The sequence below is a fragment of the Aeromonas sp. Y311-2 genome, from assembly GCF_027706025.1.
Lineage (GTDB): Bacteria > Pseudomonadota > Gammaproteobacteria > Enterobacterales > Aeromonadaceae > Aeromonas > Aeromonas veronii.
Map to the genome: position 1 here is coordinate 59,566 of NZ_JAPDCL010000018.1, position 24,652 is coordinate 84,217.

At 58.5% G+C, this 24,652-nt stretch carries 23 protein-coding genes; 11 read left to right on the top strand and 12 right to left on the bottom strand.

Annotation, left to right across the window (positions count from 1 at the left end; genetic code table 11):
• The first annotated feature begins 450 nt into the window (after positions 1 to 450).
• Positions 451 to 1,353 carry a lysine exporter LysO family protein gene (locus OKC42_RS16225; protein WP_270803984.1) on the top strand — a complete coding sequence of 301 codons (903 nt, stop codon included), beginning with the start codon at positions 451 to 453 and terminating at the stop codon, positions 1,351 to 1,353.
• Positions 1,354 to 1,456: 103 nt separating this feature from the next.
• On the opposite strand, the gene iadA is transcribed toward OKC42_RS16225, so the two are convergent.
• Entirely contained in the window at positions 1,457 to 2,587 is a 1,131-nt protein-coding gene (gene iadA / locus OKC42_RS16230; protein WP_270803763.1) for a beta-aspartyl-peptidase, read from the bottom strand.
• 66 nt (positions 2,588 to 2,653) lie between these two features.
• Positions 2,654 to 3,436: an ABC transporter substrate-binding protein gene (locus OKC42_RS16235; protein ID WP_101529955.1), complete on the bottom strand. Its 783-nt coding sequence runs from the start codon at positions 3,434 to 3,436 to the stop codon at positions 2,654 to 2,656.
• 386 nt (positions 3,437 to 3,822) lie between these two features.
• Here OKC42_RS16235 and OKC42_RS16240 point away from each other — a divergent pair, with 386 nt between their 5' ends.
• The gene (locus OKC42_RS16240; RefSeq protein ID WP_139444288.1) at positions 3,823 to 4,431 is read left to right on the top strand and encodes an acyl carrier protein phosphodiesterase; all 609 of its coding nucleotides are present in this window, start codon (positions 3,823 to 3,825) and stop codon (positions 4,429 to 4,431) included.
• Between the two features lie 56 nt (positions 4,432 to 4,487).
• Here OKC42_RS16240 and OKC42_RS16245 read toward each other — a convergent pair whose 3' ends face one another.
• Together OKC42_RS16245 and arsC are read right to left on the bottom strand one after the other, a co-directional pair.
• Positions 4,488 to 4,871 (bottom strand): DUF2069 domain-containing protein, encoded by a 384-nt coding sequence (locus OKC42_RS16245; RefSeq protein WP_216950561.1) that lies wholly within the window; start codon positions 4,869 to 4,871, stop codon positions 4,488 to 4,490.
• Complete coding sequence (arsC, locus tag OKC42_RS16250; protein WP_042657676.1) at positions 4,868 to 5,218, bottom strand: arsenate reductase (glutaredoxin); 351 nt, start codon at positions 5,216 to 5,218, stop codon at positions 4,868 to 4,870. The genes OKC42_RS16245 and arsC overlap by 4 nt, the downstream gene beginning before the upstream one ends.
• Before the next feature lie 60 nt (positions 5,219 to 5,278).
• Between arsC and OKC42_RS16255 the strand changes: the two genes are divergently transcribed.
• Positions 5,279 to 5,761, top strand: coding sequence for a TlpA family protein disulfide reductase (locus OKC42_RS16255; RefSeq protein WP_270803764.1), 483 nt, complete (start codon positions 5,279 to 5,281; stop codon positions 5,759 to 5,761).
• Positions 5,762 to 5,851: 90 nt separating this feature from the next.
• Here OKC42_RS16255 and OKC42_RS16260 read toward each other — a convergent pair whose 3' ends face one another.
• Positions 5,852 to 7,306, bottom strand: a complete 1,455-nt coding sequence (locus tag OKC42_RS16260) for a beta-barrel assembly-enhancing protease (RefSeq protein WP_429089297.1) — start codon at positions 7,304 to 7,306, stop codon at positions 5,852 to 5,854.
• Between the two features lie 121 nt (positions 7,307 to 7,427).
• Here OKC42_RS16260 and OKC42_RS16265 point away from each other — a divergent pair, with 121 nt between their 5' ends.
• From OKC42_RS16265 to OKC42_RS16275, 3 genes are read left to right on the top strand one after another with little or no spacing between them, the layout of a single operon-like run.
• Positions 7,428 to 7,661: a sulfurtransferase TusA family protein gene (locus OKC42_RS16265; protein WP_167558267.1), complete on the top strand. Its 234-nt coding sequence runs from the start codon at positions 7,428 to 7,430 to the stop codon at positions 7,659 to 7,661.
• A 25-nt stretch (positions 7,662 to 7,686) separates the two neighbouring features.
• The gene (locus OKC42_RS16270; protein ID WP_270803765.1) at positions 7,687 to 8,757 is read left to right on the top strand and encodes an AI-2E family transporter; all 1,071 of its coding nucleotides are present in this window, start codon (positions 7,687 to 7,689) and stop codon (positions 8,755 to 8,757) included.
• A gap of 35 nt (positions 8,758 to 8,792) precedes the next feature.
• Positions 8,793 to 9,599: a MipA/OmpV family protein gene (locus OKC42_RS16275; protein ID WP_268011714.1), complete on the top strand. Its 807-nt coding sequence runs from the start codon at positions 8,793 to 8,795 to the stop codon at positions 9,597 to 9,599.
• A gap of 114 nt (positions 9,600 to 9,713) precedes the next feature.
• Here the strand turns inward: OKC42_RS16275 and OKC42_RS16280 are convergent, their stop codons facing one another.
• Complete coding sequence (locus OKC42_RS16280; RefSeq protein WP_270803766.1) at positions 9,714 to 10,514, bottom strand: alpha/beta fold hydrolase; 801 nt, start codon at positions 10,512 to 10,514, stop codon at positions 9,714 to 9,716.
• A gap of 128 nt (positions 10,515 to 10,642) precedes the next feature.
• Here OKC42_RS16280 and ppk2 point away from each other — a divergent pair, with 128 nt between their 5' ends.
• On the top strand, positions 10,643 to 11,458 hold the full coding sequence (gene ppk2 / locus OKC42_RS16285) for a polyphosphate kinase 2 (protein WP_005361444.1): 816 nt from the start codon (positions 10,643 to 10,645) through the stop codon (positions 11,456 to 11,458).
• Between the two features lie 113 nt (positions 11,459 to 11,571).
• Here ppk2 and OKC42_RS16290 read toward each other — a convergent pair whose 3' ends face one another.
• The 5 genes from OKC42_RS16290 to yejK form a co-directional block, all read right to left on the bottom strand.
• The gene (locus OKC42_RS16290) at positions 11,572 to 12,708 is read right to left on the bottom strand and encodes an ABC transporter ATP-binding protein (protein WP_005333867.1); all 1,137 of its coding nucleotides are present in this window, start codon (positions 12,706 to 12,708) and stop codon (positions 11,572 to 11,574) included.
• A 68-nt stretch (positions 12,709 to 12,776) separates the two neighbouring features.
• Positions 12,777 to 13,667, bottom strand: coding sequence for a maltose ABC transporter permease MalG (gene malG, locus OKC42_RS16295; protein WP_005333868.1), 891 nt, complete (start codon positions 13,665 to 13,667; stop codon positions 12,777 to 12,779).
• Positions 13,668 to 13,679: 12 nt separating this feature from the next.
• Complete coding sequence (gene malF / locus OKC42_RS16300) at positions 13,680 to 15,332, bottom strand: maltose ABC transporter permease MalF (protein ID WP_270803767.1); 1,653 nt, start codon at positions 15,330 to 15,332, stop codon at positions 13,680 to 13,682.
• Positions 15,333 to 15,407: 75 nt separating this feature from the next.
• Positions 15,408 to 16,589, bottom strand: a complete 1,182-nt coding sequence (gene malE, locus OKC42_RS16305; protein WP_005333871.1) for a maltose/maltodextrin ABC transporter substrate-binding protein MalE — start codon at positions 16,587 to 16,589, stop codon at positions 15,408 to 15,410.
• A gap of 408 nt (positions 16,590 to 16,997) precedes the next feature.
• Entirely contained in the window at positions 16,998 to 18,047 is a 1,050-nt protein-coding gene (yejK, locus tag OKC42_RS16310) for a nucleoid-associated protein YejK (RefSeq protein ID WP_005333872.1), read from the bottom strand.
• A gap of 73 nt (positions 18,048 to 18,120) precedes the next feature.
• Here yejK and OKC42_RS16315 point away from each other — a divergent pair, with 73 nt between their 5' ends.
• From OKC42_RS16315 to OKC42_RS16325, 3 genes are all read left to right on the top strand, one after another.
• Positions 18,121 to 18,348, top strand: a complete 228-nt coding sequence (locus OKC42_RS16315; protein WP_005333874.1) for a YejL family protein — start codon at positions 18,121 to 18,123, stop codon at positions 18,346 to 18,348.
• A gap of 47 nt (positions 18,349 to 18,395) precedes the next feature.
• Positions 18,396 to 20,246: a DUF3413 domain-containing protein gene (locus tag OKC42_RS16320; RefSeq protein ID WP_270803768.1), complete on the top strand. Its 1,851-nt coding sequence runs from the start codon at positions 18,396 to 18,398 to the stop codon at positions 20,244 to 20,246.
• Positions 20,247 to 20,345: 99 nt separating this feature from the next.
• The gene (locus tag OKC42_RS16325) at positions 20,346 to 21,308 is read left to right on the top strand and encodes an IS1595 family transposase (protein WP_270820250.1); all 963 of its coding nucleotides are present in this window, start codon (positions 20,346 to 20,348) and stop codon (positions 21,306 to 21,308) included.
• A gap of 63 nt (positions 21,309 to 21,371) precedes the next feature.
• Here the strand turns inward: OKC42_RS16325 and OKC42_RS16330 are convergent, their stop codons facing one another.
• Positions 21,372 to 22,157 (bottom strand): MetQ/NlpA family ABC transporter substrate-binding protein, encoded by a 786-nt coding sequence (locus OKC42_RS16330; protein ID WP_270803986.1) that lies wholly within the window; start codon positions 22,155 to 22,157, stop codon positions 21,372 to 21,374.
• A 602-nt stretch (positions 22,158 to 22,759) separates the two neighbouring features.
• On the opposite strand from OKC42_RS16330, the gene asp reads away from it, so the two are divergent.
• Positions 22,760 to 24,634: a serine protease Asp gene (asp, locus tag OKC42_RS16335; protein ID WP_270820251.1), complete on the top strand. Its 1,875-nt coding sequence runs from the start codon at positions 22,760 to 22,762 to the stop codon at positions 24,632 to 24,634.
• Positions 24,635 to 24,652: the final 18 nt, after the last annotated feature.

Sequence of the window (24,652 nt, forward strand, 5' to 3'; positions counted from 1 at the left end):
ACCTTCAGCGAAAATATCACCCGGATAGTGAAAAAACAATACAGAACGAGGGTCTTCAGGGGATTCGCTCTATTTTCATTCGCCCTTTGCGTATTTTTCAGCACTTTGTTTGCATAAACAGCCGTTTCAATGGCTGTTCCGATACCGCCTTTTTATACCCCAATCATATCAGTGGCAAGAGAAAAGCGTGATGTGTGCCAAACCGGCGCCAAAATGGCTTTATGCACCCCCTTGCCGAGCGAAATATCGGCCCCCCGATCGGATCAACTTGATTTCATTGGTGCACTCGGGCTCGCACAGAACCTTATCAAACAGGGAGGTTGTGGCAAAAAAGTAACAATCCGCCCCCAAAAGGGCTGTTTTCGGCCATGAAAGCGAGAGATATGTGACACAGAGCCAATAAGTAATGATAAGGTGGTGTTTTTATCAGTTTTTGTGATCGAGGCCTCGATGCTGCTCAATGTGTTGCTGATCCTGTTGCCACTGGCAATCGGCTATCTGATTCCCCTCTCCTCTGCCCGGCTGATCAAGCTGGTCAACCAGAGTCTGGGCAAGATGGTCTACCTCATTCTGTTTCTGATGGGGCTCGGGCTTGCCTATGTGGAGAACCTGGGCAGCAATCTGGCGGTGATCTTCAAGGTCGCCGGGGTAATGCTCACCGCGATCACGATCTGCAACCTGCTGGCCCTCTGGTGGCTCGACAAGCGCACACCGCCGACCCATGAGGCGAGTGATACCAAGATGCCGAGCAAGTTGCACCTGCTGTGGGAATCCCTGCAGCTCTGTTTTGTGGTGCTCGGCGGCGTGCTGCTGGGTCTACTGGTGGATCTGCGCGCCCTGCCCATCGACAAGTGGAGCGAATGGGCCCTGATGCTGCTGCTGTTTCTCATCGGGGTGCAGATGCGCAACTCCGGCATGCGGCTGCGCCAGATCCTGCTCAACCCCTGGGGGATGAAGATAGCCGCCACTGTCATCCTCAGCAGCTGGCTGGGCAGCCTGCTGGCGGCCCAGTTGCTGGGCATGCCCTTTGCCCATGGTCTGGCGATGAGCTCCAGCTTCGGCTGGTATTCGCTCTCCGGCATTCTGGTGGCCGACAAACTGGGGCCGGTGCTCGGTTCTGCTGCCTTTATCAACGATCTTGGGCGCGAGCTTATCGCCATTCTGATCATCCCGGTCCTGATGCGTCGCCACCCCTCGGCGGCCATCGGTTACGGCGGCGCCACGGCGCTGGACTTCACCCTGCCGGTTATCCAGAAATCAGGGGGCATTCAGGTGGTGCCGGTGGCCATTGTCTCCGGCTTTATCCTGAGCCTGCTCGGCCCCATCCTGATCCTCGGGTTTCTGGCGCTCTAAGCCTGATTCCCACATTGCAGATAAAAAAGCCCGACCTTGTTGTCGGGTTTTTGCTGTTTGGAGCAACCACGTACTCGCACTGGCTGCGATATTGCCCGCAGCCTTATTCGCGCCACTGGCCGCCACTCATCACCCGTTCGATAGCAAACGTCCGGTCGTGCACCAGCAGCAGATCCGCATCCTGTCCGACCCCGATACGCCCCTTGCTGCCGAGCCCCAGCGCCTGTGCCGGATTGCTCGTTACCGAGGCCAACGCCCTCTCCAGCGAGACACCGAGCCGGGTCGCGCGCACGCACTGCTGCCACAGGCTGGCAATCTGGCCGCAGCGCATCTCGATTAGCCGCCCTTCGCCATCAAAGCGCGGCAGGCTGGCGTTGGCATCCGAGCTGAAGGTGATGCGCTCGGCAGGCACATTGGCGGCCAGCAGCTCGAGAAACGCATCGGCGGCAAGCCGCTCGCCATCCTCCAGCAGATCGGGAAAGCTCGAGGTGGTGAGGTCGACCCAGCCTCCCGCCTTGCCCCACTCGATGGCCTCGGCAAAGAGCCAGGGGTTGCGGTTGCAGTGGGTAGGATAGAGCTGGCGTAGCGGAATGTCAGTCTCATCGCGCAGGGCCCGCAGGGGCGCCAATGCCCCCTTGCCATCCCCGACATGGAAGAAGCTGACCCCGCTCTTGCCCGCAAGCAGCCCGGCTACTCGCGCCTCGCTGGCAAGCCTGGCCAGCTCATCGTGGGTCGGCGCGCTGGATCTGTGGTCACTGATGGCCACCTCCCCCACCCCCAATACCTCGGGGATCAGGATGATGTCCGACTCCACCGTGCCGGTCAGGGTCTTGACCGGCAGATGGTAGGAGCCGGTATACATAAAGGCGCTCACCCCGGCGGCGCGAAACTCACGCACCTTGCCGAGCACCTGCGCGGGAGTGCGGGTCAGGCTGTCGGTGCCAAGCGCCGCCACCAGGGTAGTGACACCTGCCTTGAGCGCCTCGCTCGCCGCCAGTTCCGGGGTGCGAAAAGCAAAGCCCCCCTCACCGCCGCCGCCCGTGATATGGGCCAGCGGATCCACCAGTCCGGGCACCAGATAGCGGCCACGACCATCGACCCGATGCAGCGGCCAGTTTGTGGGCACCGTCAACCCCTTGCCCATCCAGGCAATGCGGCCATCAGCCACCAGCAGATCCTGCTGGCCAAGGTGGGTGGGGCTGAAGATCTCAGCCCCCTCGATCAGGGTCAACATGGCGATCCTCCTTGCACGATTGTCGCTTGCCCAATGAAAAGAGAGGGAGCAAGCTCCCTCCCCCCGTCAACCACCATATATATCGTACTTGAAGTACTTCTGGTTGATCTGCTGATAGGTACCATTGGCACGCAAGGCCTTGATCGCCTCGTCCAGCTTGCCCTTGAGCTCCTTATCACTCTTGCGCACGGCGATCCCCATCCCATCACCAAACCACTGGCGATCGGTCAGGGCGGGCCCCACATAGTCGAACTTGTCGCCCCCCTCTTTGCCAAGCAGCCCCTGCTCGATGGCAGAGGCATCGGCCAGCAGGGCCAGCACCCGACCCGCTTTCAGATCGAGATAGGCCTCATCGGCATTGCCGTAACGGACGATGGTGACATTCGAGCCAAAATTGTCGGTCAGGTACTTATCGTGGGTGGTGGCCCGCTGCACCCCGATGCGCTTGCCCGCCATGCCTTCCGGGGTCAGCGTCAGCTCGGTCCCCTTGGCCGCCACAAAGCGATTGGGAATATGGGCATATTTCTCGGTGAAATCGACCTTCTGGCGCCGCTCGTCGGTGATCGACATGGCGGCGATGATGGCGTCGTATTTGCGCGACAGCAGGGCCGGGATCATGCCGTCCCAATCCTGCGCCACCAACTCGCACTTGACCGCCATCTGCTTACAAAGGGCGTTGGCGAGATCAATATCAAACCCCTTGATCTCGCCCGACGCATCGGTCCAGGAGAAGGGCGGGTAGGCCCCCTCCACCCCGAAACGCACGGTTTTCCACTCCTTGGCCATAGCGGGGGTGGCCAGCAGGCTGGCAACAAACAGGGCTGAGAGGGTCAGTCTGATCTTCATCATGTGTACTCCATTACATAAAAAGCGCACAGGCGCGGACAAGGCACCGCAGGCGAATACATGCGATGACCAAAAGCAGCAAAATCTGGATGAGCGAGATCACGCCCGAGCGGGCGTCAGTGAACTGCTCCAGGGGTTCGATCTATTCGTCGAACCACTCGGAGAGATAGAAAGGCTTGAAGTAGAAGGCCAGAAAAAAGCCTCTGGCTTTGCGCATCATGGTGGTTTGTCGCGTCCTGTGACAAAGATGGCATCACCTTAGCACGCCCGAATTTTGCCCAGCAAGAGGCAGCCGCAGGGCAGTAGCAAAATCCCGATCATGGTCAAGGCGGGCGGGATCCGTTAGGCTCGAAGCACCTTGCCATCCCATAACAGACCCACAGCGACCGATGAATTTTCTGGCCCATCTCCATCTGGCTGCCCACACCCGAAGCTCCCTCACCGGTAATCTGCTCGGCGATTTCGTCAAAGGCACGCTGCCCACGGGGCTTGCCGCCCACTTCGATGAGGGGATCTGGCTACACCGCAAAATTGACGCTTTCACCGACGGCCACCCTGAGCACAAGGCGGCCGTCGCCTGTTTCGAGGCCCCCTGGCGCCGCTTTGGCGGCATAGTGGTGGATATGATCTACGACCACTGGCTGAGCCAGCACTGGGAGCTGTTCAGTACCGAGCCCCTTCCCCGCTTCCTGCAACGCAGTTATGAACAGCTATTGGCGGATCACCCACGCCTGCCGGATGGACTGCCACTCCCCCTCAAGCGGATGGCCGAGCAAAACTGGATCGCCTCCTACCGCCACAAGGAGGGGCTGGGGCAAGCGCTGAATGGCATAGGTCGCCGACTGCGCCGCCCGGTACAACTGGGAGAGGCGCTACTGACCCTCGATGAGTCGCAGTGGCAAACATGCGAGGCGGGGTTTTTGCGCTTCTATCCCGCGCTGATGGACTTTAGCCAGCAGCAGCTGGCCCAATATCGGGCAGCCCAAGGGGCACAGTGATCCCTCTGGATAGCCCTGCGTCCCCATAAAAAACGCCCCTTGCGGGGCGTTTGTCATCAGTTGGCTTCGTCTTTCTTTTTGCGAATGCTTAAGCCCAGCTCCCGACCACGCAGTCGGGCGTAATAGATGGTGCCGACAAAGGCGATAGTGGTGAACAGCAGTTCCACCACAGCCAGCCACCGCTCCCCCTCATCCGTGGTGATCAGGGTGAGGGCGTGGAGGAAATAGGGCATCAACACGAAGTTGCCCCAGGCGTGGGTGTAGGGGTTGCCCTGCACTATCCCCTTGAGAGGGAAGAGCAGCGGCACCGTCCAGATCACCGGCAGCAGCCAGGGGTTGAGGTCCGGATGGGGCGACAGCCACAGATGCCAGAGGATGACCCAGCACAGCAGGCCGAAGAAGCCGACCAGAGTCAGCCAACGTGCGAAGCGGGTGCTCACTTGAGGATCTCCAGCACCTGCTCCGGCGGGCGACCAATGCGGGCCTGACCATTCTTGATGACAATTGGGCGCTCGATCAGCTTGGGATGCTGGTGCATGGCGCGAATAAGGGCATCACCGCTGACATCGGCCAATCCCAGCTCCTTGTAGAGATCCTCCTTGGTGCGCATCAGCTGGCGGGGATCGCTAAAACCGAGCAGAGAGAGCAGGTTGCGGATCTCATCTTCGCTCGGGGCCTGCTCCAGATAGAGCACCACATCAGGGGCGATCCCGTGCTGTTCCAGCAGGGCCAGGGTTTCGCGACTCTTGGAGCAGCGCGGATTGTGGTAGATTTGGGTCTCGCTCATGGTAACTCCCTGATTAATCGCAAGATGGGATTAGAAACGGCGCTATTGTAGGGGAAAGTGATGGTCAGGGTAAGCAGCAGTGGAAAGGAATTGAAACGAATTTGTTGGCTGATTGTGGCTGGCCTGCTGGGCGCCTGCACACCCGCCCCCGAATTTACCGATGCCACAGGGCAGTCGGTCAGCCTGCGCCACTTTGCCGGCAAGCCGCTGCTGGTCAACTACTTCGCCCCCTGGTGCGCCCCCTGCCTGCGGGAGATGCCGCGCCTCAACAGGCTGGCAGCGGAGGGCCAGATCACAGTGGTGGCCATCAACTACGACCCGACCACCCCGGCAGAGCTGGGCAAGCTGGCTGCGCAGTACCACATCAAGGTGCCGCTCCTTATTACCAATGAAGATGCCAGGCTTCCCTTCCCGCGCCCAAGCGGCCTGCCCACCAGCTATCTGCTCGATAGCGAGGGCAAGCTCAAGCAGACGCTGGTCGGCGAGCTCGACCAGCAGCAGATCGAGATGCTCAAGGCGACCGCCAGCAGCATGAGTCACTAGCCCATCGCTGCTATCACCGTCCCCCACATCAACGCCACCGCCATAAACAACAAGGGCGCACCATAGTGCGCCCTTGTTTGATAGGTTTCGTTAGCCCTTGAGGCTGTCGAGATCCTTCTTGGCCCGCTCCAGCTCGGTGATGCGCGCCTCCAGACGAGCCAGGGTCATCCGATCGCTGGTGGTGCCACGCGCCACGATCAGCTCGTCGATGGCCGCCTGATAATCACCGCGCAGGGAGAGGATTTCAGCCCGCGCCATATGCAGCTCGGTCATTCTGCCCGCCTTGCGATAGGCGTCGGAGAGCAGGTTCCAGGCCAGATTGTTCTCCTCATGGGCACGGGCATAGGGGTCGAGGATGGCGATGGACTTCTTGTAGTTGCCGCTCTCGAGGTAGGCGTTGCCGAGGTTGACCACCACCACTTCGTTGTCCGGCATCCGGCTGCGGAACTTCTCGAGGCGCGCGATGGCCTGAGCACTGCGCCCCTTGGCCAGATCGATGTCGGTCTGGGCATCGACGATAAAGAGATCTTCCGGATGACGGGCCGCCAGCTCCTGCATCAGGGTATCAGCTTCGTCAGTGCGCTTGAGCTGGATCAGCGCCAGCGCCTTGCCATAGATGGCGGCATCCTTGAGCGGGTAATCCCCCTTCTGGATCCGGCTATCGAAGTAGCTCAGCAGCCCCTGCGGGGTATCGGTACCAAAACGCACCTGAATCCGTACTTTGGCCAGCCAGAAGTCGAGGCTGGGCGGCAAGTCGCGGCGGCCATAGCTGCCCGCCCGAGCGCGAGCCTCGCTGATCCGGGTCTCCGGCAGCGGGTGAGTGAGCAGCATTTCCGGCGGCTTGCTGGCGTAACGGTACTCGGCAGCCAGTTTCTGGAAGAAATTGGCCATCCCCATGGGGTCGAAACCGGCATCATAAAGCGTCTTCATGCCGATGCGATCCGCTTCATATTCGTTGTCGCGGGTGTAGTTGATGGCCGACTGCATGGAGAGGCCCAGCGTAGTCTGCAACGCAGCGATACCGGCGGTCGGGTTGATCACAGCCAGCGCGATGGAGCCCACCAGACCGGCCAGGGTCACCGCCGAGCTGCTCGCCTGCGCTTCCATATAACGGGCGATATGGCGCTGGGTCACGTGGGTGATTTCGTGGGCCAGTACCGAGGCGAGCTCGCTCTCGCTGTCGGCGTAGAGGAAGAGGCCAGTGTGCACCTTGACTCGCCCACCGAGGAAGGCGGCCGCGTTGATGCTGGGATCATTGATGAGGAAGAAGGTAAACGGGAAACGTACCCCATCGGCGTTGGTCAGCAATCGCTGACCCAGATCGTCAATGTACTGGCTCAGCACCGGATCATCGATGATCGGCAGACCCGCACGGGCAAAGCGCATAAAAGCGTTGCCGTAACGCACTTCCTGCTCGATGGGCAGGGCAGCAACCCCGGCCGTGCCGATGTCGGGAAGCTGATTGTTGGCCTCGGCATGAAACGTGGCGCCCATCAGGGAAGCCAGCAGGGGAAGCGATGCCATCAGGGGGGAAAAACGTGCCACGTTATCTCTATCTCCATCAGAAAGGGCCTCGGCAGAATACCCTTGCCCATCAAGGGCTACAAGCGTTGTTTCACGCTCTTATCACGGCCATAATAGCGGCCACCTGCCTGATGGAGCCCCCATGGAAATTCTCGACCTGACCCCCTGGCGTTGCCCCGAGCCGCTGATCCGGCTCAAGCTCTGGTTAAGAGAGGCCAAAAGCGGTCAAACCGTCACCATCCGGCTGGCCGATGCGGGCTCCCGGCAGGATATTCCGGCCTATCTGCACCGTCAGGGCCACCATGTCGAGATGCAGCAACAACCGGACAATACCCTCTCTTTGCAGTTGGTTGTCGGGGCGAAACAGCCATCTTGAGCCCCAGTGATGTAAGGATGCCGTCATGTTAGAAGTATTGAAGCGCTGGTATCAGACCCGTTTTTCCGATCCCGATGCCGTTACCCTTTTTCTGTTGCTGGTGTTCTGCTTCACCATCATCTGGCTGTTTGGCGATCTGCTGGCCCCCCTGCTGGTGGCGCTGGTAATGGCCTATCTGCTGGAGTGGCCGGTCGCCCGGCTGCAAAAAGCGGGGCTGTCGCGCACCCTGGCCACCAGCGTCATTCTGCTCCTCTTTATTGCGGTAGCAGTCGCCTCCTTGCTGGGTCTTATCCCGACGCTGGTCAGTCAGGGGATCAATCTGGCCAAAGAGGCGCCGGCCATGCTGACCCACGCTCAGGATTATGTGCGCACCCTGCCGGACAAATACCCCGAGCTCATCGACGTCAGTCTGGTGGAGACCGTCATCGACAATATTCGCCAGCGCATCCTCAGTGGCGGCGAGCATCTGGTAAGCGCCTCCCTCAGTTCGCTGGTCAACGTGGTCGCCATCATGATCTACCTCATTCTGGTACCGCTGATGGTCTTCTTTATGCTCAAAGACAAGCGGGTACTGATGGGCAGCCTGCGCCGCTTCCTGCCGCGCAACCGCACCCTGGTCAACCGGGTGTGGGTGGAGATGAACAACCAGATCATCAACTACATCCGCGGCAAGGTGATCGAGATACTCATCGTCGGCATCGCCACCTATGTCCCCTTCGCCCTGATGGGATTGCGCTACTCGGTGCTGCTGGCGGTCGCGGTCGGCTTCTCTGTGCTGATCCCTTATATCGGCGCCGCCGTGGTGACGGTTCCGGTCGCCATGGTGGCCCTGTTCCAGTGGGGGCTCACCCCCGAGTTCGCCTGGCTGATGGTGGCCTATCTGGTCATTCAGGCTCTCGATGGCAACCTGCTGGTGCCGGTGCTTTTCTCGGAAGCGGTCAACCTCCATCCGGTGGCCATCATCATCGCCGTGCTGGTGTTTGGCGGCTTGTGGGGATTCTGGGGTGTCTTCTTCGCCATTCCCCTCGCCACCCTGGTCAAGGCGGTGCTCAATGCCTGGCCAAAACGTGAAGAGATGCCCGGTGCCGCAAAATAACCTGCTTCCCCTGCAATCGTGACAACGGAGTGTCCATGACCTTTTTTCGTCAAATCAGAGCGGCAGGGCTGACGGCCCTGCTCCTCGCTGCCGCTATGCCAGCGCGTGCCGATATCGATCTTGGCGCCATGGATCTGCTCACCAGCGACAGCCCTACCAGCCCGGTGCCACAGGGCTTTGTCGCCGGTGCGGCGCTCATCGGGGGACAGGCCCGTTATGAAGCGCAGGACAACGCCCTCTACGCCATCCCCGGCTTTATCTACTTCGGCGACCAGTTTATGTTTCTGGGGGATCGGGCCCGCTACTACTTCCACAAGGATGAGAACGTGGCCCTCTACGGCTATGGCCGGGTCCGTTTTGGCAATCTGGATCCCGAGGACTCTCCGGCCTTTACTGGCATGGAGCAGCGAAAATGGCAGCTGGAAGGCGGGATCGGTGGCAACATCATCACCCCCTATGCCCTGCTGACCGTGCGTGCCAACAGCGATGTCACCGGCCGCAGCAAGGGACAGGAGCTGCTGCTGTGGGCCGACTTCCCCATCCTGCGCGACAACCTGCTGATCATGCCGGGGATGGGGCTGATGCTGCGCAGCGACAAGATGGCCAACTACTACTTCGGCGGCATCTCCGAGAGCGAGGCGACTGCCCAGCGGCCCGCTTGGGATACCGGTACCACCCTATCTCCGATGGCGGCCCTCATCACCAGCTACCGCTTCAGCCCCAACTGGATTGGCATGTTTGCCATGAACTACGAATGGTATGATCGGGACATCAAAAACAGCCCCGTCGTCCAGCACGATGGCGAGCTCTATGCGGGTTTTGCGCTGGGCTATATCTGGTAACGGTTATGAGTCTTGAACCGTGAGACACGACCAAACAAAAGGGAGCCCTCGGCTCCCTTTTTCACGGCCATCATCAAGCTGGTCGTACAGCCTACTCAGGCGTCCAATTCAGGCTTACAGCGCCGCCAGAAAATCGGCCAGCTGCTGATTGACGAAGGACGGATTTTCCAGCGACGAGATGTGGCCAGCCATCGGGATCTCCCTGAACGGGCAACCCAGCACCTCGGCCATCAGATAGCCCTCCAGCACCGGACGAGCCTTGTCTTCGCAGCCGGTCATCACCAGTGCGGGAGTGGTGATCTCCTCCAGCCACTCGATACGATCTTCGCGGGTCACAAAGCTGCGGCCCACCGCCACCATGGCAGCAATCTTCTCGTTTGGCCAAGCGGCCAGACGCGCCTTGAAACCACTCATCAGCGCCTCATCAGGCTGGCTGGCAAAGAAGATAGGCGCCACCTGTTCGATGATGGGTGAAGGGACGGTGCCGAGCTGCTCGATCATCGCCAGCATGCCTAGGTAGCGCTCGCAGGTGATCTGGGGCTCGAGGCCGACAAAACTGTCCATCAGCACCAGACCCTTGAGGCGGTTTGGCACCATGCGCGCCAGCTCCACACCCCACATGCCGCCGATGGAGAGGCCCACCAGTACGAACTCGTCAACCCCGAGGGCATCGAGCAGCGCCAGGTGATCCCGCGCCAGAGTCGCCAGGGTGCAGCCACCTTCGGGGAGCAGGTCGGAATCGCCGTGGCCCCACAGCTCGGGAACGATGCAGCGATAGCTGCCCTTGAGCGCCTCGATTTGCGGCGCCCACATGGCGCTGTCCCACAGATAGCTGTGACCAAACAGCAGTACCGGCCCTTGCCCTTCGTCCAGATAGGCCATCCGGCGGCCCGCTATCTCCATAAAATGCTTCATGTTATCTCCTGTTGCCAGCGATGGGCGGGCAGTGTATCACGTCCCCCTTGGCAGGTGACGCCTCCCTGGTGCAAGCTGACAGTGACTCAAAGAAGTCACCCATGAAAGGATGCCAAAAGGAGAAGCCCATGGCGAAGGAGAAGAGCAAGAAGCGGCCACGTCTGGACAAGAAGTGCTACGAGCACCACCTTGCCCATCTGCAGGAGGAGCTGGTCAAGCTGCAGGAGTGGGTCAAGCAGGAGGGGTTAAAGGTAGTGGTACTGTTCGAGGGACGCGACGCCGCCGGTAAAGGGGGCGTCATCAAGGCGATCACCGAGCCGCTCAACCCCCGGGTCTGCCGGGTCACGGCGCTGCCCGCCCCCTCCGATCGGGAGCGCTCCCAGTGGTACTTTCAGCGTTATGTAGCCCACCTGCCCGCCGCTGGCGAGATGGTGCTGTTTGACCGCTCCTGGTACAACCGGGCCGGAGTCGAGCGGGTGATGGGATTTTGCAGCGACGCCGAGTATCGCGAGTTTCTGCGCGCCTGCCCCGAGTTTGAGCGGATGCTGATCCGCTCCGGCATCACCTTGATCAAATACTGGTTCTCGGTCAGCGATGAGGAGCAGGAGAAGCGCTTCAAGGAGCGGATAAATACGCCCATCAAGCGCTGGAAGTTCAGCCCGATGGATTTGCAATCCCGGTCACGCTGGGTGGAATACTCCCGCGCCAAGGATGACATGTTCACCTACACCGACACCGAGGATTGCCCCTGGTTCGTAGTGGAGGCAGATGACAAACGCCGTGCCCGGCTCAACTGCATCGCCCATCTGCTGAGCAAGGTGCCCTACGAGGCGATCCACTACGAGCCTATCAAGCTCCCCCCCATCAAGACCGAAGGGTATGAGCGCCCGCCGCTGGCCAGCCAGACCTTTGTGCCCGATATTACCGCCGAACTCGAGGCTTGAACCGGGCTACCTTGCCTATCTGCATGTTCCAATCGCAGGCAATAAAAAGCCGGTCTGACGACCGGCAAAAAGGCATTGATTATTAAGAAAGGAAAACCGGCACAACAAAAAAATCAGGTACGGATATATTTGGCGGTGCGGGGGAACGCCTGCTCCTTGGCATCGAACAGGTAGCAGGCTTCGGCCGGGATACCCACGCTGTAGGTCTGACCGGTCGCCACATCCACATCCGAGGTGGCCTTGACGGTAAAGTCGTGACCATCCACATCCATATAAACGAAGGACTCGGCCCCCAGGTGCTCGGCCACCTGCACGATCCCGCTCACCTTGCTGTGCGCATGGGGGTGATCCAGCGGCATCAGGTGCTCGGGGCGAATACCCAGCTCCACCTTGTCACCCACAGCGCCACTGCGGGCATCGACCCGGGCCCGCACGGTATCGCCAGAGGTCAACTTGACCAGGCACTCCTGCTCTCCAATCTCCAGCAACTCACCCGCCAGGAAGTTCATCTTGGGAGAGCCGATAAAGCCCGCCACGAACTTGTTGTCCGGGTTGTGGTAGAGATCCAGCGGTGAACCGAACTGTTCCAGGTTGGTGGCAGCTTCGGCCTTGAGCGGGCTCAGCACCACAATCTTGTCGGCCAGGGTCATCGCTTCCACCTGATCGTGGGTCACATAGATGATGGTGGAGTTGAGCTCCTTGTGCAGCTTGGCGATCTCGATCCGCATCTTGACCCGCAGCGCGGCATCCAGGTTGGAGAGCGGTTCGTCAAACAGGAACACCTGCGGCTGCTGCACGATGGAGCGACCGATGGCGACACGCTGACGCTGACCACCGGAGAGCGCCTTGGGCTTTCTGTCCAGCAGCGGCTCGAGACCCAGGATCTCGGCGGCGCGCATCACCCGCTTGTGGATGTTCTCTTTGTCCATCTTCTTGAGCTTCAGACCAAAGGCCATGTTCTCGTAGATGTTCATGTGCGGATAAAGGGCGTAGGACTGGAACACCATGCCGACGTTGCGCTCTACCGGCGGCACGTCGTTCATGTAGCGACCGCCGATGGTCAGCTCACCGCTGGTGATGTCTTCCAGACCCGCGATCATCCGCAGCAGGGTGGATTTGCCACAGCCGGACGGGCCGACGAAGACGATGAACTCCCCTTCCTTGATGGAGAGGTTGATGTTGCGCAGGGTGTCCTTGTGAACAGCCGGATCGTAATTTTTGCGAACGTTGTTGAGTACTACTTCAGCCATGACGAGCTCCGCTCTTGAATCTTTGCAAATCGTGATAGCGGGGGGAGTCAGCTCCCCCGGCCATAAACTTAACCTTTCACACCACCAGCAGTCAGACCGCCAACCAACCAGCGCTGTGCCAACAGGAAGACCACTGTGATGGGGAAACCGGAGAGCACTGCGGCCGCCGCGAAATCACCCCACAGATAGTTCTGCGGATAGAGGTACTGCTGGGCCCCGACCGCCAGGGTCAGATTGTTCACATCCTGCAGCAGGATGGAGGCCATGGGCACCTCGGTAATGGAACCGATAAAGGCCAGAATAAACACTACCGCCAGGATGGGCACCGACAGGGGCAACAGGATCAGACGGAATGCCTGCCACGGGGTCGCACCGTCGATGGCCGCCGCCTCCTCCAGGGAGGAGTCGATGGTCTCGAAGTAGCCCTTGATGGTCCAGACGTGCAGGGCAATCCCCCCCATGTACGCCAGGATCAGGCCACCGTGGGTGTTGAGACCCAGCCAGGGAATATAGTCACCAATCTTGTTAAAGAGCGCGTAGATGGCTACCAGCGCCAACACCGCCGGGAACATCTGGAAAATCAGCATGCCCTGCAGGATGGTGGACTTGCCACGAAAACGCAGGCGGGCAAAGGCGTAAGCACAAGTGGTGGAGAGCGTCACGATCATCAGGGCTGTGATGCCGGCGATCTTGATGGAGTTCCACAACCAGGTCAGCACCGGGAACGGCGGCGGCGTGATGCTGCCGTCGGCGTTGGTGATAGACATGCCCAGCGCCAGCTTCCAGTGATCCAGCGTCGGATTGGAGGGGATGATCTCCCCTACCGCGAAGTTACCGTTACGGAACGAGATGGCGATAACCATGATCAACGGGAAGATGATCAGCGCCAGGAAGCCCCACATGACCAGGTGGGTTGCCCACACCCGGTATTTGACTGATTTGGGTTGTACGATTGCCATGTTGAAGCCTCCTTACAGCTGCTTGTCGGCTTTGGACAATTTCAGGTTGAGCAGCGCCAGCGCACCTACGATGAGGAAGATAGCTGTGGCGATGGCACTGGCCAGACCGTAGTCCTGACCACCCGATCCCTGGAACGCAATCCGGTAGGTATAACTCACCAGCAAGTCGGTGGTACCGGCCGGGGTGCTGGCGCCGATGATGTCGGGCGCACCGTTGGTCAACAACTGGATAAGCACGAAGTTGTTGAAGTTGAAGGCGAACGAGGCAATCAACAGCGGTGTCAGCGGCTTCATCAGCAGCGGCACGGTGATCTTGAAGAAGTTCTGTACCGGGCCGGCACCGTCCATGGCGGACGCTTCATAGAGATCTTCCGGAATGGCTTTGAGCAGGCCCATGCAGAGGATCATCATGTAGGGGTAGCCGAGCCAGGTGTTGACAATCAGGATCATCACCTTGGCCAGGAAGGGGTTGGTATACCAGTCCGGTTTGATGCCAAATGCCGCTTCCAGGAACATGTTGATCTCACCGAAGTTCTGGTTGAACAACCCCTTGAACACCAGGATGGAGATAAACGCCGGGATCGCATAGGGCAGGATCAACATGACCCGATAGAAACCGCGCCCCTTGAGCTCTTCCCACTGCACCAGACAGGCCAGCACCATACCGATAGCCAAGGTGAAAGCGACGGAGCAGGTTGAGAAGATCACGGTCCAGATGAAGATCTGCAGGAAGGGTGACTGGATGCCCGGATCGGTGACGATGCGCGCGAAGTTCTTCCAACCGACGCTCACCACAAAGCCCGGAGCAATACCCTTGCCGACAAACTGACCCTGTTCGTCGATGTACTGATAGAAGCCGGTCTCACCATTGGGCAGCATCAGCTCGCCATTCTGGGTATCACGCAGCAGGTTGCTGTCTTTGATCACCACGCCGGACTTGAGCACGGCACCATCCATCAGACGGGTGTAGTGCTGCTTCTGGGCGGCAAACTTGCGCAGGCTGCTCAGGGTCAGGTGGGTACCGCCATCCGGCAGCACCAGATCAAGGTCACTCAGGTGAGTACGATGCTCAACAATGGCGCGGATCGGTGCGGCCTTGCTGGCCGATTCGCCGGTGAAGGGCTGCAGCTCGACCACTTGCTGTGTGTTCTGCACACGGCCCTCGCGGGACGCCAGCTCACGGGCCTTGTTGGTCATCAGGGAAACAGGTTGGCTGATAAAGGATTGATCATCCTGTGTCAGCAGCAGCTGGAACTGGCCGTTGTCGCCACCCAGCAGGGTAAAATCGAATTCACCGCCCGCCACCTTGTAGGTTTTCTTCAGGTGGTAGTCCCGCGCCTGCTCCACGGAGAGCAAGTTGGACCCCGAATAGTTGGTGAAGGCAATGCCAATGGTGTAGGCAAGAGGGAAGATGATAAACACAACCATGCCCGCAACACCCGGAAAGATGTAGCGATGGGCATAGGTCTTCTTGTTCATGAAGACATACAGACCGACGGAAACCACCACCAGATCCAGCAGCGCGAATACCCACTCGCCACTGGCGTACATCATCACGGCTGCGTAGCCGTTGAGGATGGCAACCAGGGCCGCTATGGTCCACTTAAGCCAGGTGTGCTTATCCTTCGGACCGGCATAGGACTCAACAGAAGGTACTACTTCCATGCCAATTAACCTTTATAACGCCAAGAGAGATTTGAGAGAGTGGGAGGCCATGACGGCCTCCCGGGTAGTGCGTGCTTACTGAACGATACGCTTGGCAGCGGTATCCAGAGCTTCGTCAACACCCTGACGACCGGAGGTCACGTTCTTGAGGGCAGTTTCGAAGGAAGACCAGAAACGGCTCATCTCGGGAACGGATGGCATCGGCTCGCCAGCCTGGGCGTTCAGCATGGTGGCCTTGATGTGCGGATCGGATTCCAGGGTCTTCTGGAAGGATTTCAGCGCAACGGCACCCAACGGCTTGTCGGCGTTAACCGGCGCCAGACCGGCATCGGTCAGCAGGTAGTTTTCCAGGAACTCGATAGCCAGATCCTTGTTCGGGCTGGCGGCGTTGATGGTGGCACCCAGTACGCCAACGAAGGCTTTGGCCGGCTTGCCGTTCAGGGTCGGCAGCGGCGCTACGCCGTACTTGATGCCGCTCTTGTCCAGGTTGCTCCAGGCCCAGGGACCGTTGATCATCATGGCCACTTCGCCCTTGTTGAACTTGGCGTCCATCACACCGTAGTCGATGCCTTTTTCCAGGTGACCGGACTTGATCATCTCGGAGATGTAGCCCACGCCCATCTTGGCACCTGCGTTGTTCACGCCGGTATCTTTAACGTCATAACCGGTAGCGGTTTTCTTGAAGGCGTAACCACCGTTGGCAGCCACCAGCGGATAGCTGAAGTACGGGGTGTCATAAGCCCACATGATGGCGCGCTTGCCGTTTTTCTTCAGAGTCTCGTCAATCTTGGCGATCTCTTCGAAGGTTTTCGGCGGCTCGGGCAGCAGGTCTTTGTTATAGATCAGGCTGACCGCTTCCATGGCAACCGGGTAGCCATAGGTTTTGCCATCAACAGTCATGGCATCCCATGCCAGCTGTTCAAATTTGCCTTTGGTGGCAGCGTTCGGCGTTACCGGAACCAGCAAACCGGCTTTGACCCACTCACCGTAACGGTCGTGAGCCCAGAAGAAGATGTCCGGGCCGTTGCCAGTGGCGGCGGCTTGCTGGAATTTCACTTCAACCTGATCCGGGTGAGCCACAGTAACCTTGATGCCGGTTTCTGCTTCAAACTTCTTACCCACTTCAGCCAGACCGTTGTATCCCTTGTCACCGTTGATCCAGATGGTCAGCTGGCCTTCATCGATGGCAGCAGTAGCAGAGCAAGCGACGCCAAGAGTGGCCAGACCGATCAGGGATGACAGCAATTTCTTTTTCATGAGCCTTTCCTTGTATTAGTTCCGCGCTGTAAGAGCATTGTGTGCGAGATGAATATTATCCCAAGCGGCAAACGGCTCACATGACGCAACTCGCATTTTTGAAATGCAATTACGTATTTCCTTCCAGAAAGTTTTGAAAACATTTTCTTATTTCAGGGAATTACGGCCATTTATCGGCTTAATTCCAGACAACCACAGAATAATAATTACCAAAATGAAATAAAATTTCATGAATGAAAGGGTTTTCACCTCAATGAAAACCCTTTCAGATGGTTTATTTTGTTTGATTTGTTAACAAAGTACCGCGCCAGTTTCGAGGTCTGCCCGGGCGCAATAAAAAAAGAGACCCCGCCGGGGCTGGGTCTCTTTTTGCCAGAAATGACGACTTGATCACACTCGGGAGCATGACTACGACTGGCGCAGCAGCTGATCCTTGAGATTGGGCGGCACACCCTTGATGGTCAGGGTGTCGGTCTGGGGATCGTAAAAGATCCGGCTGTTCAACAGCTTCTGCTCAAAGCTCAGAGTCAGACCGCCGCCGGAGCCAACAAACTTGGTCAGCCCGCGCAGGGTAGAGCGATCCGCCGGGAAGCGCTCTTCCAGCTCATACTCCTGACCGATAAAGCTGTAAAAATCGAGGTCACCGTCGCCAGGCAATTCTGCAGACAACTCCTTGATTTCGATCTCTTCACCGGCACTCGCCTGTTCGGTGCAATATTTGAAGACCTGCTTTTTATAGTCATTGCGCTCGGTCGGCTCGAGCTGACGACTGTCGCAATAATCTTCGACCGCCTGCAGCAAGCCTTTATTTTGTACCTTGGCATCCATGCCCTCGCGGGCACCCAGCAGATCCATAAAGAAGTCGCCCAGTTTGCGACCAATGCGCCCCTTGCTGAAGGTGATATAGCGGCGCGAATCAGGTTGGGTTTTCCATTCGGTCAAATCAATGCGGGCCACCAGATTGAGTTTGCCGATATCCAGATACTGGATATGGCGCAATTCCAGCGCTTCGCTGACGGTGACGCTCTCCTTGCCCTCCAGCAGGGCAATCAGCAGATAATCGACCCCGACGTAGTTATATTTGGCAAACAGCAGCACCCCTTGCTCATCGAGAGCGTGCTCCACCAGCTGCTTGACCAGCATCTGGGTCACGGTGACCGAGAAGGGGACGAATTCGGTCTGCTCGTCGAGCAGCTGTTCGAGGGCGATACGAAACGCGGGTGAAGGCTGCTTGGGAGCCTCTTCACCATCGGCCAGCTCGGCGACGGCGGCCTCGGGGTCGGCAAAGAAGCCAAAGCCCTTGCCGCCCTTGCCGTTGTAGATCCGATGCAGTTCCGCCATCAGTCCCTGTACCGCCTCATCAGGGGGCAGGGTCTGGCTGCGGGTATCGGCGTGGGGTTGACCATCGCCGCCCTGGCGCAAGGAGTGAAGAATGATCTTGTCGATATCGAGACTCATGTCACAAAGCCATAGTGTTAGCCGAAAGGGTGAAGTATTATAAGGCGCTTTGAACCGAGATGAACTGAAGATTATGCCTATCGTATCAAAGTACAATAACGAGCAATTTGACGCCCTGATGAACGACCTGATCACCGCGCTGGAAAAGCATAAAGCGCCGGTGGATCTCAGCCTTATGGTGCTTGGCAATCTGACCACCAATATCATCAACGGTATGGCACCGGCCCAGCGCCAGGCCATCACTGAAAAGTTTGTCCAGGCCCTGACCGCATCGGTCGATAATCGCCACGACGCACACTGAGTCCCCGACTCTGTTGATTTGACGTTTCTCAACGCAGATGGATCACTATGGTCGAAACCGGTAACCCCTATCGTGATAATGTCTCTCGCCTGATCACCTGGGGGCATTGGTTCTCCTTCTTCAACATTATTCTGGCCATGCTCATCGCCACCCGTTATCTGGGTGCCATCAGCTGGCCATCGACCACGCTTGGCGTGATCTATCTCGTTGTAAGCTGGATTGGCCACTTCTCGTTTTTGAGTTTTGTCACCTACCTGTTGACGATCTTCCCGCTCAGCTTCGTGCTGCCCAAGGAGAAGTCGTTGCGGTTCATCTCGGCCATCATCGCCACCCTGGCGCTGGTGTTGCTGCTGATCGACACCCAGGTATTCCGGCTGTTCAAGTTCCACCTCAACAGTCAGGTATGGCAGTTGCTGCTGGATCAGGCGCAGACCGAAGAGGGCTCAATCTGGAGCATCATCTTCGTTGCCGTGCCCACCATCTTCCTGCTGCAACTGCTGCTGTCGGCCTATGTCTGGCGCAAGATCAACAAGCGCAAGCGCCGCCAGTACGGCAATCAGGTGGGGCTGGCTCTGCTGATCTGCTTTATTCTGACCCACGTGGTCAACAGTTGGGCGGATGCGACCCTCTATCAGCCCATCACCATGCAGAGAGCCAACTTCCCCCTCTCCTACCCTATGACGGCCCGCTCCTTCCTAGCCAAACATGGCTGGCTGGATCTGGATCAGTACGAGAAGCAGGCGGCCTCCCAGGGTGATAACAGCGACAGCCGGATGCACTATCCGCTGCGCCCGCTCAACGTCAACGCGCCCCTGACTCACAACAATCTGCTGATTGTGGTGGTCGACTCATTGCGTTTTGACATGCTCAACAACATCAACATGCCCAATCTGCAGCGCTATGCGGATCAGCATCTGACGTTCCGCAATCACCTGAGTGGTGGCAACGACGACCTGATGGGCATGTTCAGCCTCTTCTACGGGTTGCCCGGTCACTACTACAAGGACATCAGCAGCGACAAGCGTCCGCCGGTGCTGTTCGACGAGATGCTGCGCCAGGATTACCAGTTCGGGCTGTTCGGCGCGATGGAAGATGCCCAGAAGTATCGCAAGAGCATCCTCGCCGGTCTGCGCAAACAGGTGTTTGTCTCCGAACAGAGTGACGATGGCAAGCTGCTGACCGACTGGCAACAGTGGCTGGAGAAGCGCTCTCCCGAGCGTCCCTGGTTCTCGCTGGTCTATCTCTCGAGCCCAGGCGACTACCAGTTACCCGCCACCATGAAGGGGCCGTTCCAACCGGAGCTTGCCAACTTCAATCCGGCGACCGCCTATCGGGCGGAGAACCTGCAAAAACTGGAGAACCGCTACAAGAACTCGGTCTTCTATACCGACCAGTTGCTTGAGCAGATGCTGACCAAATTGCAGTCGCAGGGGATGGACAGCAACACCATCGTCGTCATCACCTCCAACCACGGCCAGGAGTTCAACGACACCCGTAGCAACAGCTGGGGCGCAGGCAGCAACTACTCACCCTATCAGGTGCAGGTACCGCTGGTACTGGCCTGGCCGGGGCGCGGCAGTGACGTTTGGGAACAACCAAGCAGCCATTTCGATCTGGCGCCGACCCTGATGCAGGGGATGCTGGGCGTGCGCAATCCGGCGCGCGATTACAGCGTTGGCCGCTCGCTGTTTGATACCAGCCCGCGCAACTGGCTGCTGGCGGGGGATCAGAATGACTTCGCCATCTATGAAGGGGACACCATCACCCACTTCAACAAGCAGGGTGACTTCGAACTGCTGGAGCGCAACAGCTATCGCCCGATCAAGCACGGCACCCCGGATATGGGCGCAATGATCCAGGTGATGAACGAGCTGAACCGCTTCTATCGCAACCAGTGAAACGCCCGTTAATGGCTTGATACCATAAAAAAGGCTCTGTCCCAATTACGTGTTGAAAGGCTAATCTTGAAGTAGGCCATCACCTTGAGGTCTACCATCATGGATACTCCAGCCTTTCAACACCTGTTGTCCCTTTTTCCCCAATTAACCCTGCGCCAGCGCCGTGTTGCTCAGCAGGAGCTCACTGCACCCCACACCATTACCTCGCTCAATAATCAGTTACCGGCATGCAGTGGCTGCCCACATTGTCAGGCTGATGTCACCCAGCTGGCGCCTTGGGGATGGAGTCGGGGACTGCGCCGCTACCGTTGCAAACTGTGTCTGCGCACCAGCACCGTTCTGACCAAGACGCCCTTGGCCAGATTGCGTAAAGCACAGTGCTGGGAAGACTACGCGCAAGCTCTCATCGAAGGACTGACTGTCCGCCAGGCCGCGCGGCACTGTGGGGTCAGCAAAAACACCGCGTTCCTCTGGCGTCACCGATTCTTGCGCGCGATGGCAACCCATCAGGCCACCCGGGAAGAGGGCATTGTTGAGGTGGATGAGACCTTCTTCCTTGAATCGTTCAAGGGGCAGCGGGGACTGCTGCGTCCACCACGTCATCGCGGTGGTAAAGGTCGAACTCGTGGAACCGGGCCAGATTGCATCCCGGTGATGGTGGTACAAGACCGTACAGGCCACCATGCGGATTTCCAGTTGGAGAAAATAGATGCCGAGACGGTCATCGCGGTGTTAAAGCCGTTGGTGTCACCAGATGCGGTGCTGTGTAGCGATGGGGCGGGTGTGTATGCCTGTTTCAGCAAGGAACAGGGTATAACCCATCAGGTGGTGCGCAATCGTCAAGGCGAACGGGTAGTCGGTGCGTATCACATCCAGCATGTGAACGGATATCACCATCGGTTGAAAGAGTGGATGGAGCGGTTCCATGGCGTGGCGACGCACTACCTGAAGAACTACTTGGGTTGGCGCAGGATGCTGGAGCGTTACGGAAAAGGCGTAAATATCAAAACATGTTTGCATGAGGCGCTGGGGCGCCCCATGCAACACGTAATTGGGACATAGCCATAAAAAACGCCCCGAATTCGGGGCGTTTTTCGTTGTATAGCCGGACCACGTTCACGACAGTTAGCCACCCCACCCTTGCGGGTACTTGTAGCCGACGAAACGCTTGGCTGCATAGGCCTTGAAAGCCGCCGAGTTGTAGGCTGCCGCCACATCTTTGGCAAAAGGCTGATCCGCATCTGCGCTTTTCACCACCACCCAGTTAATAAAATCGTAGCTGCGCTCCAGAAACAGTCCTTCAGTGAACGGGATTCCGCTGGAGGCGGCAAAATTACCGTTGATCACCGAAAAGTCCACATCCTCCCGCGAGCGGGGCAACTGCGCGGCTTCCAGCAGTACCAGCTTGAGATTGTGCGGATTGTTCACCACATCAAACTCGCTCGCCTTGAGCGGGTTTATCCCCTCCTTGAGAGTGAGCCAACCAAGATCCTGCAGCATCAACAGCGCCCGCGCCTGATTGGTGGGATCGTTGGGGATGGCCACCGTGCTCCCCTCTTTCACCTTGTCGAGTGCCGCCAGCTTGCCGGAGTAGAGTCCCATCGGACCGGTTGGCACCTGGGTAATGGGCGCCAGCGACAAGCCGCGATCTTTGGCAAAACTCTCCAGATAAGGTTTGTGCTGGAAACAGTTCACATCCAGTGATCCGTCAGCCAGAGCAATATTGGGAGTCACATAGTCGGTGAACTCCACCAGCTTGACCTTGTACCCCTTGGCCTCCAGCTGCGGCTTGATGGAATCGGTCACCATGTCGGCAAAATCCCCCACCGTAGTACCAATCACAATCTCCTGTTTGGTCGGCAAGGGCGCATCGGCGGCAACCGCGGAAAAAGAGAGGCTCCCGACCGCCATCGCGGCAATAAAGGTGCTGGCGCCAGTAGTGGCGCGCAAGGAAGCAGTCAAAGGAGAAGATAAGAAGGAACGAAACGGCATAGGGACTCCCTGTCAGGTACGCATCAAGCTATGGGACTGCGGCGGGGTGGCTCTCAGAGATTAGGCCCCTCAAACCGCAGCAATCTAGCCATCCAAACGGCTATTTCAATTACCATAACAGAGCCATCCACCGCCGCCAAGCAATAAACCGCTGGTCCCACCTCATCACCCTTGCTGTCACCCCCGAATGCATAGCTGTACTCACATTGGCACACACAACCATGCCACTCACGTTCAAGAGCGCACGAGCTCCCCTCGGGATTGCCCCGAATCGAGATGGCTGCGGCGAAGAAGAGTCACGAGAGAGTGAATTACAGATAAAAAGATCAGTAGTGAGCTGTGAGAACCATTCTCAATAGAACACATAACCAGTGTCATTGGAATACCTACCACAAACTGAATCGGATTTCTTTGAACCTCATTGCGTTTTTTGAAAATGGCTCTTTTTGAACCCCTTTCACCCGTGTATAGATTTCCGTCGCACTCAGGATGGTGCGATCCAAGATGGAGTTAAAAAAATAATGAAGCAAACATCGTTAGCACTGGCGATCACAGCACTGCTGTCGACCCTGCCCAGTGTGCTCGTTCAGGCAAATGAAGGTTGTGCGCCGCTCACCGGCAAGGAGAGCGGCATGGATATCGGACGCAGCAGCACCGAGCGCTGCCTGCCAGGTACCAATCCCCTGCAGGATCAGCAGTGGTATCTGCTCAACAGCGGCCAGGATGGATTCAGCGCCCGTGGCGGCATAGCGGGCAATGATCTCAACCTCTGGTGGGCTCATCGCACCGGCGTGCTGGGCCAGGGAGTCAATGTGGCCGTGGTGGATGATGGTCTGGCCATTGCCCACCCGGATCTGGCGGAGAACGTGCGCCCGGGGTCGAAAAACGTGGTAACCGGCAGCGATGACCCGACACCGACCGATCCGGATTCGGCCCACGGCACCTCGGTCTCCGGCATTATTGCGGCGGTAGACAACGCCATCGGAACCAAGGGGATTGCCCCGCGAGCCCAGCTGCAGGGGTTCAACCTGCTGGATGACAACAGCCAGCAGTTGCAGAAAGATTGGCTCTACGCCCTTGGCGACAGCGATGCCAGCCGCGACAACCGGGTGTTCAACCAGAGCTACGGCATGAGTGTGGTGGATCCCCGCTCTGCCAACTCTCTGGATCAATCCCAGCTTGATCGTCTGTTTGAACAGCAGACCCTCAAGGCGCAGGGTGCGGCCTATATCAAGGCCGCCGGCAACGGCTTCAACAAGATAGCGGCGGGCGGCTATGTGCTTAACCGCACCGGCAATGGCCCCAAATTGCCGTTTGAAAACAGCAACCTCGATCCCTCCAACAGCAACTTCTGGAACCTGGTGGTAAGCGCGCTCAAGGCCGATGGCGTCAGATCCTCCTACTCCAGCGTCGGCAGCAACATCTTCCTGAGCGCGACCGGCGGCGAGTACGGTACCGACGCTCCGGCGATGGTAACCACGGATCTGCCCGGCTGCGACATGGGTTACAACCGCACCGACGATCCCAGCACCAACCGGCTGCACGGCAACTCGCAACTGGATGCCAGCTGCGACTACAACGGCGTGATGAACGGCACCTCCTCCGCCACCCCCAGCACCTCCGGCGCCATGGCGCTGCTGATGTCCGCCTACCCGGATCTGTCGGTGCGGGACCTGCGGGATCTGCTGGCGCGCAGCGCAACCCGGGTCGATGCCACACAGAAACCTGTGATGGTCAGCTACACCAGCAGCACCGGCAAGGTGCGCGACGTGAAAGGACTGGAAGGTTGGGAGCGCAATGCCGCCGGCATGTGGTTCAGCCCGACTTACGGTTTCGGTCTGATCGACGTCAACAAGGCCCTTGAGCTGGCAGCCAATCACCAGCCCCTGCCCCCGCTGGTACAGCTGCCATGGCAGAAGATCAATGTCACCGGCAGTGCCGCCGCCATTGCGGATGTGGGCAACAGCCCGACCAGCTCAACAACCCGCATCGCGACACCATTGACGGTAGAAGCGGTTCAGGTGATGGTGAGTCTGGATCATCAGCGCCTGCCCGATCTGCTGATCGAACTGGTCTCCCCCGCTGGCACCCGCAGCATCCTGCTGAGCCCCTTCAACAGCCTGGTCGGCCAATCTCTCGACCAGCAGCAGCTGGGCTTTGTGCGAACCAAGGGATTGCGCGACATGCGGATGCTATCCAACAAGTTCTACGGCGAATCGGCGCAAGGCACATGGCGACTGGAAGTAACCGACGTTGCCAACGGTACCCGTCAGGTCTCTCTGCTCAATCGCGAGACCCGTGAGCGTACCACCCTGACCGAGCGCAACAATCGCCAACCGGGCAAGCTGATCTCATGGTCCCTGCGGGTCCTGGGTCACGATGCCAACCGCAGCTAACACGCTAGGAGTATTACC

Coding starts and splice junctions, on each gene's coding strand:
- OKC42_RS16290 (WP_005333867.1), bottom strand. CDS start 12,708: ATGGCTGAAGTAGTACTCAACAACGTTCGCAAAAATTACGATCCGGCT.
- OKC42_RS16280 (WP_270803766.1), bottom strand. CDS start 10,514: ATGAAGCATTTTATGGAGATAGCGGGCCGCCGGATGGCCTATCTGGAC.
- iadA (WP_270803763.1), bottom strand. CDS start 2,587: ATGTTGACCCTGATCGAGGGGGCTGAGATCTTCAGCCCCACCCACCTT.
- malE (WP_005333871.1), bottom strand. CDS start 16,589: ATGAAAAAGAAATTGCTGTCATCCCTGATCGGTCTGGCCACTCTTGGC.
- OKC42_RS16275 (WP_268011714.1), top strand. CDS start 8,793: ATGACCTTTTTTCGTCAAATCAGAGCGGCAGGGCTGACGGCCCTGCTC.
- OKC42_RS16330 (WP_270803986.1), bottom strand. CDS start 22,157: ATGGCGGTCGGGAGCCTCTCTTTTTCCGCGGTTGCCGCCGATGCGCCC.
- arsC (WP_042657676.1), bottom strand. CDS start 5,218: ATGAGCGAGACCCAAATCTACCACAATCCGCGCTGCTCCAAGAGTCGC.
- OKC42_RS16270 (WP_270803765.1), top strand. CDS start 7,687: ATGTTAGAAGTATTGAAGCGCTGGTATCAGACCCGTTTTTCCGATCCC.
- OKC42_RS16320 (WP_270803768.1), top strand. CDS start 18,396: ATGGTCGAAACCGGTAACCCCTATCGTGATAATGTCTCTCGCCTGATC.
- OKC42_RS16325 (WP_270820250.1), top strand. CDS start 20,346: ATGGATACTCCAGCCTTTCAACACCTGTTGTCCCTTTTTCCCCAATTA.
- malG (WP_005333868.1), bottom strand. CDS start 13,667: ATGGCAATCGTACAACCCAAATCAGTCAAATACCGGGTGTGGGCAACC.
- OKC42_RS16225 (WP_270803984.1), top strand. CDS start 451: ATGCTGCTCAATGTGTTGCTGATCCTGTTGCCACTGGCAATCGGCTAT.
- yejK (WP_005333872.1), bottom strand. CDS start 18,047: ATGAGTCTCGATATCGACAAGATCATTCTTCACTCCTTGCGCCAGGGC.
- OKC42_RS16235 (WP_101529955.1), bottom strand. CDS start 3,436: ATGATGAAGATCAGACTGACCCTCTCAGCCCTGTTTGTTGCCAGCCTG.
- ppk2 (WP_005361444.1), top strand. CDS start 10,643: ATGGCGAAGGAGAAGAGCAAGAAGCGGCCACGTCTGGACAAGAAGTGC.
- OKC42_RS16265 (WP_167558267.1), top strand. CDS start 7,428: ATGGAAATTCTCGACCTGACCCCCTGGCGTTGCCCCGAGCCGCTGATC.
- OKC42_RS16255 (WP_270803764.1), top strand. CDS start 5,279: ATGGTCAGGGTAAGCAGCAGTGGAAAGGAATTGAAACGAATTTGTTGG.
- OKC42_RS16315 (WP_005333874.1), top strand. CDS start 18,121: ATGCCTATCGTATCAAAGTACAATAACGAGCAATTTGACGCCCTGATG.
- OKC42_RS16240 (WP_139444288.1), top strand. CDS start 3,823: ATGAATTTTCTGGCCCATCTCCATCTGGCTGCCCACACCCGAAGCTCC.
- malF (WP_270803767.1), bottom strand. CDS start 15,332: ATGGAAGTAGTACCTTCTGTTGAGTCCTATGCCGGTCCGAAGGATAAG.
- asp (WP_270820251.1), top strand. CDS start 22,760: ATGAAGCAAACATCGTTAGCACTGGCGATCACAGCACTGCTGTCGACC.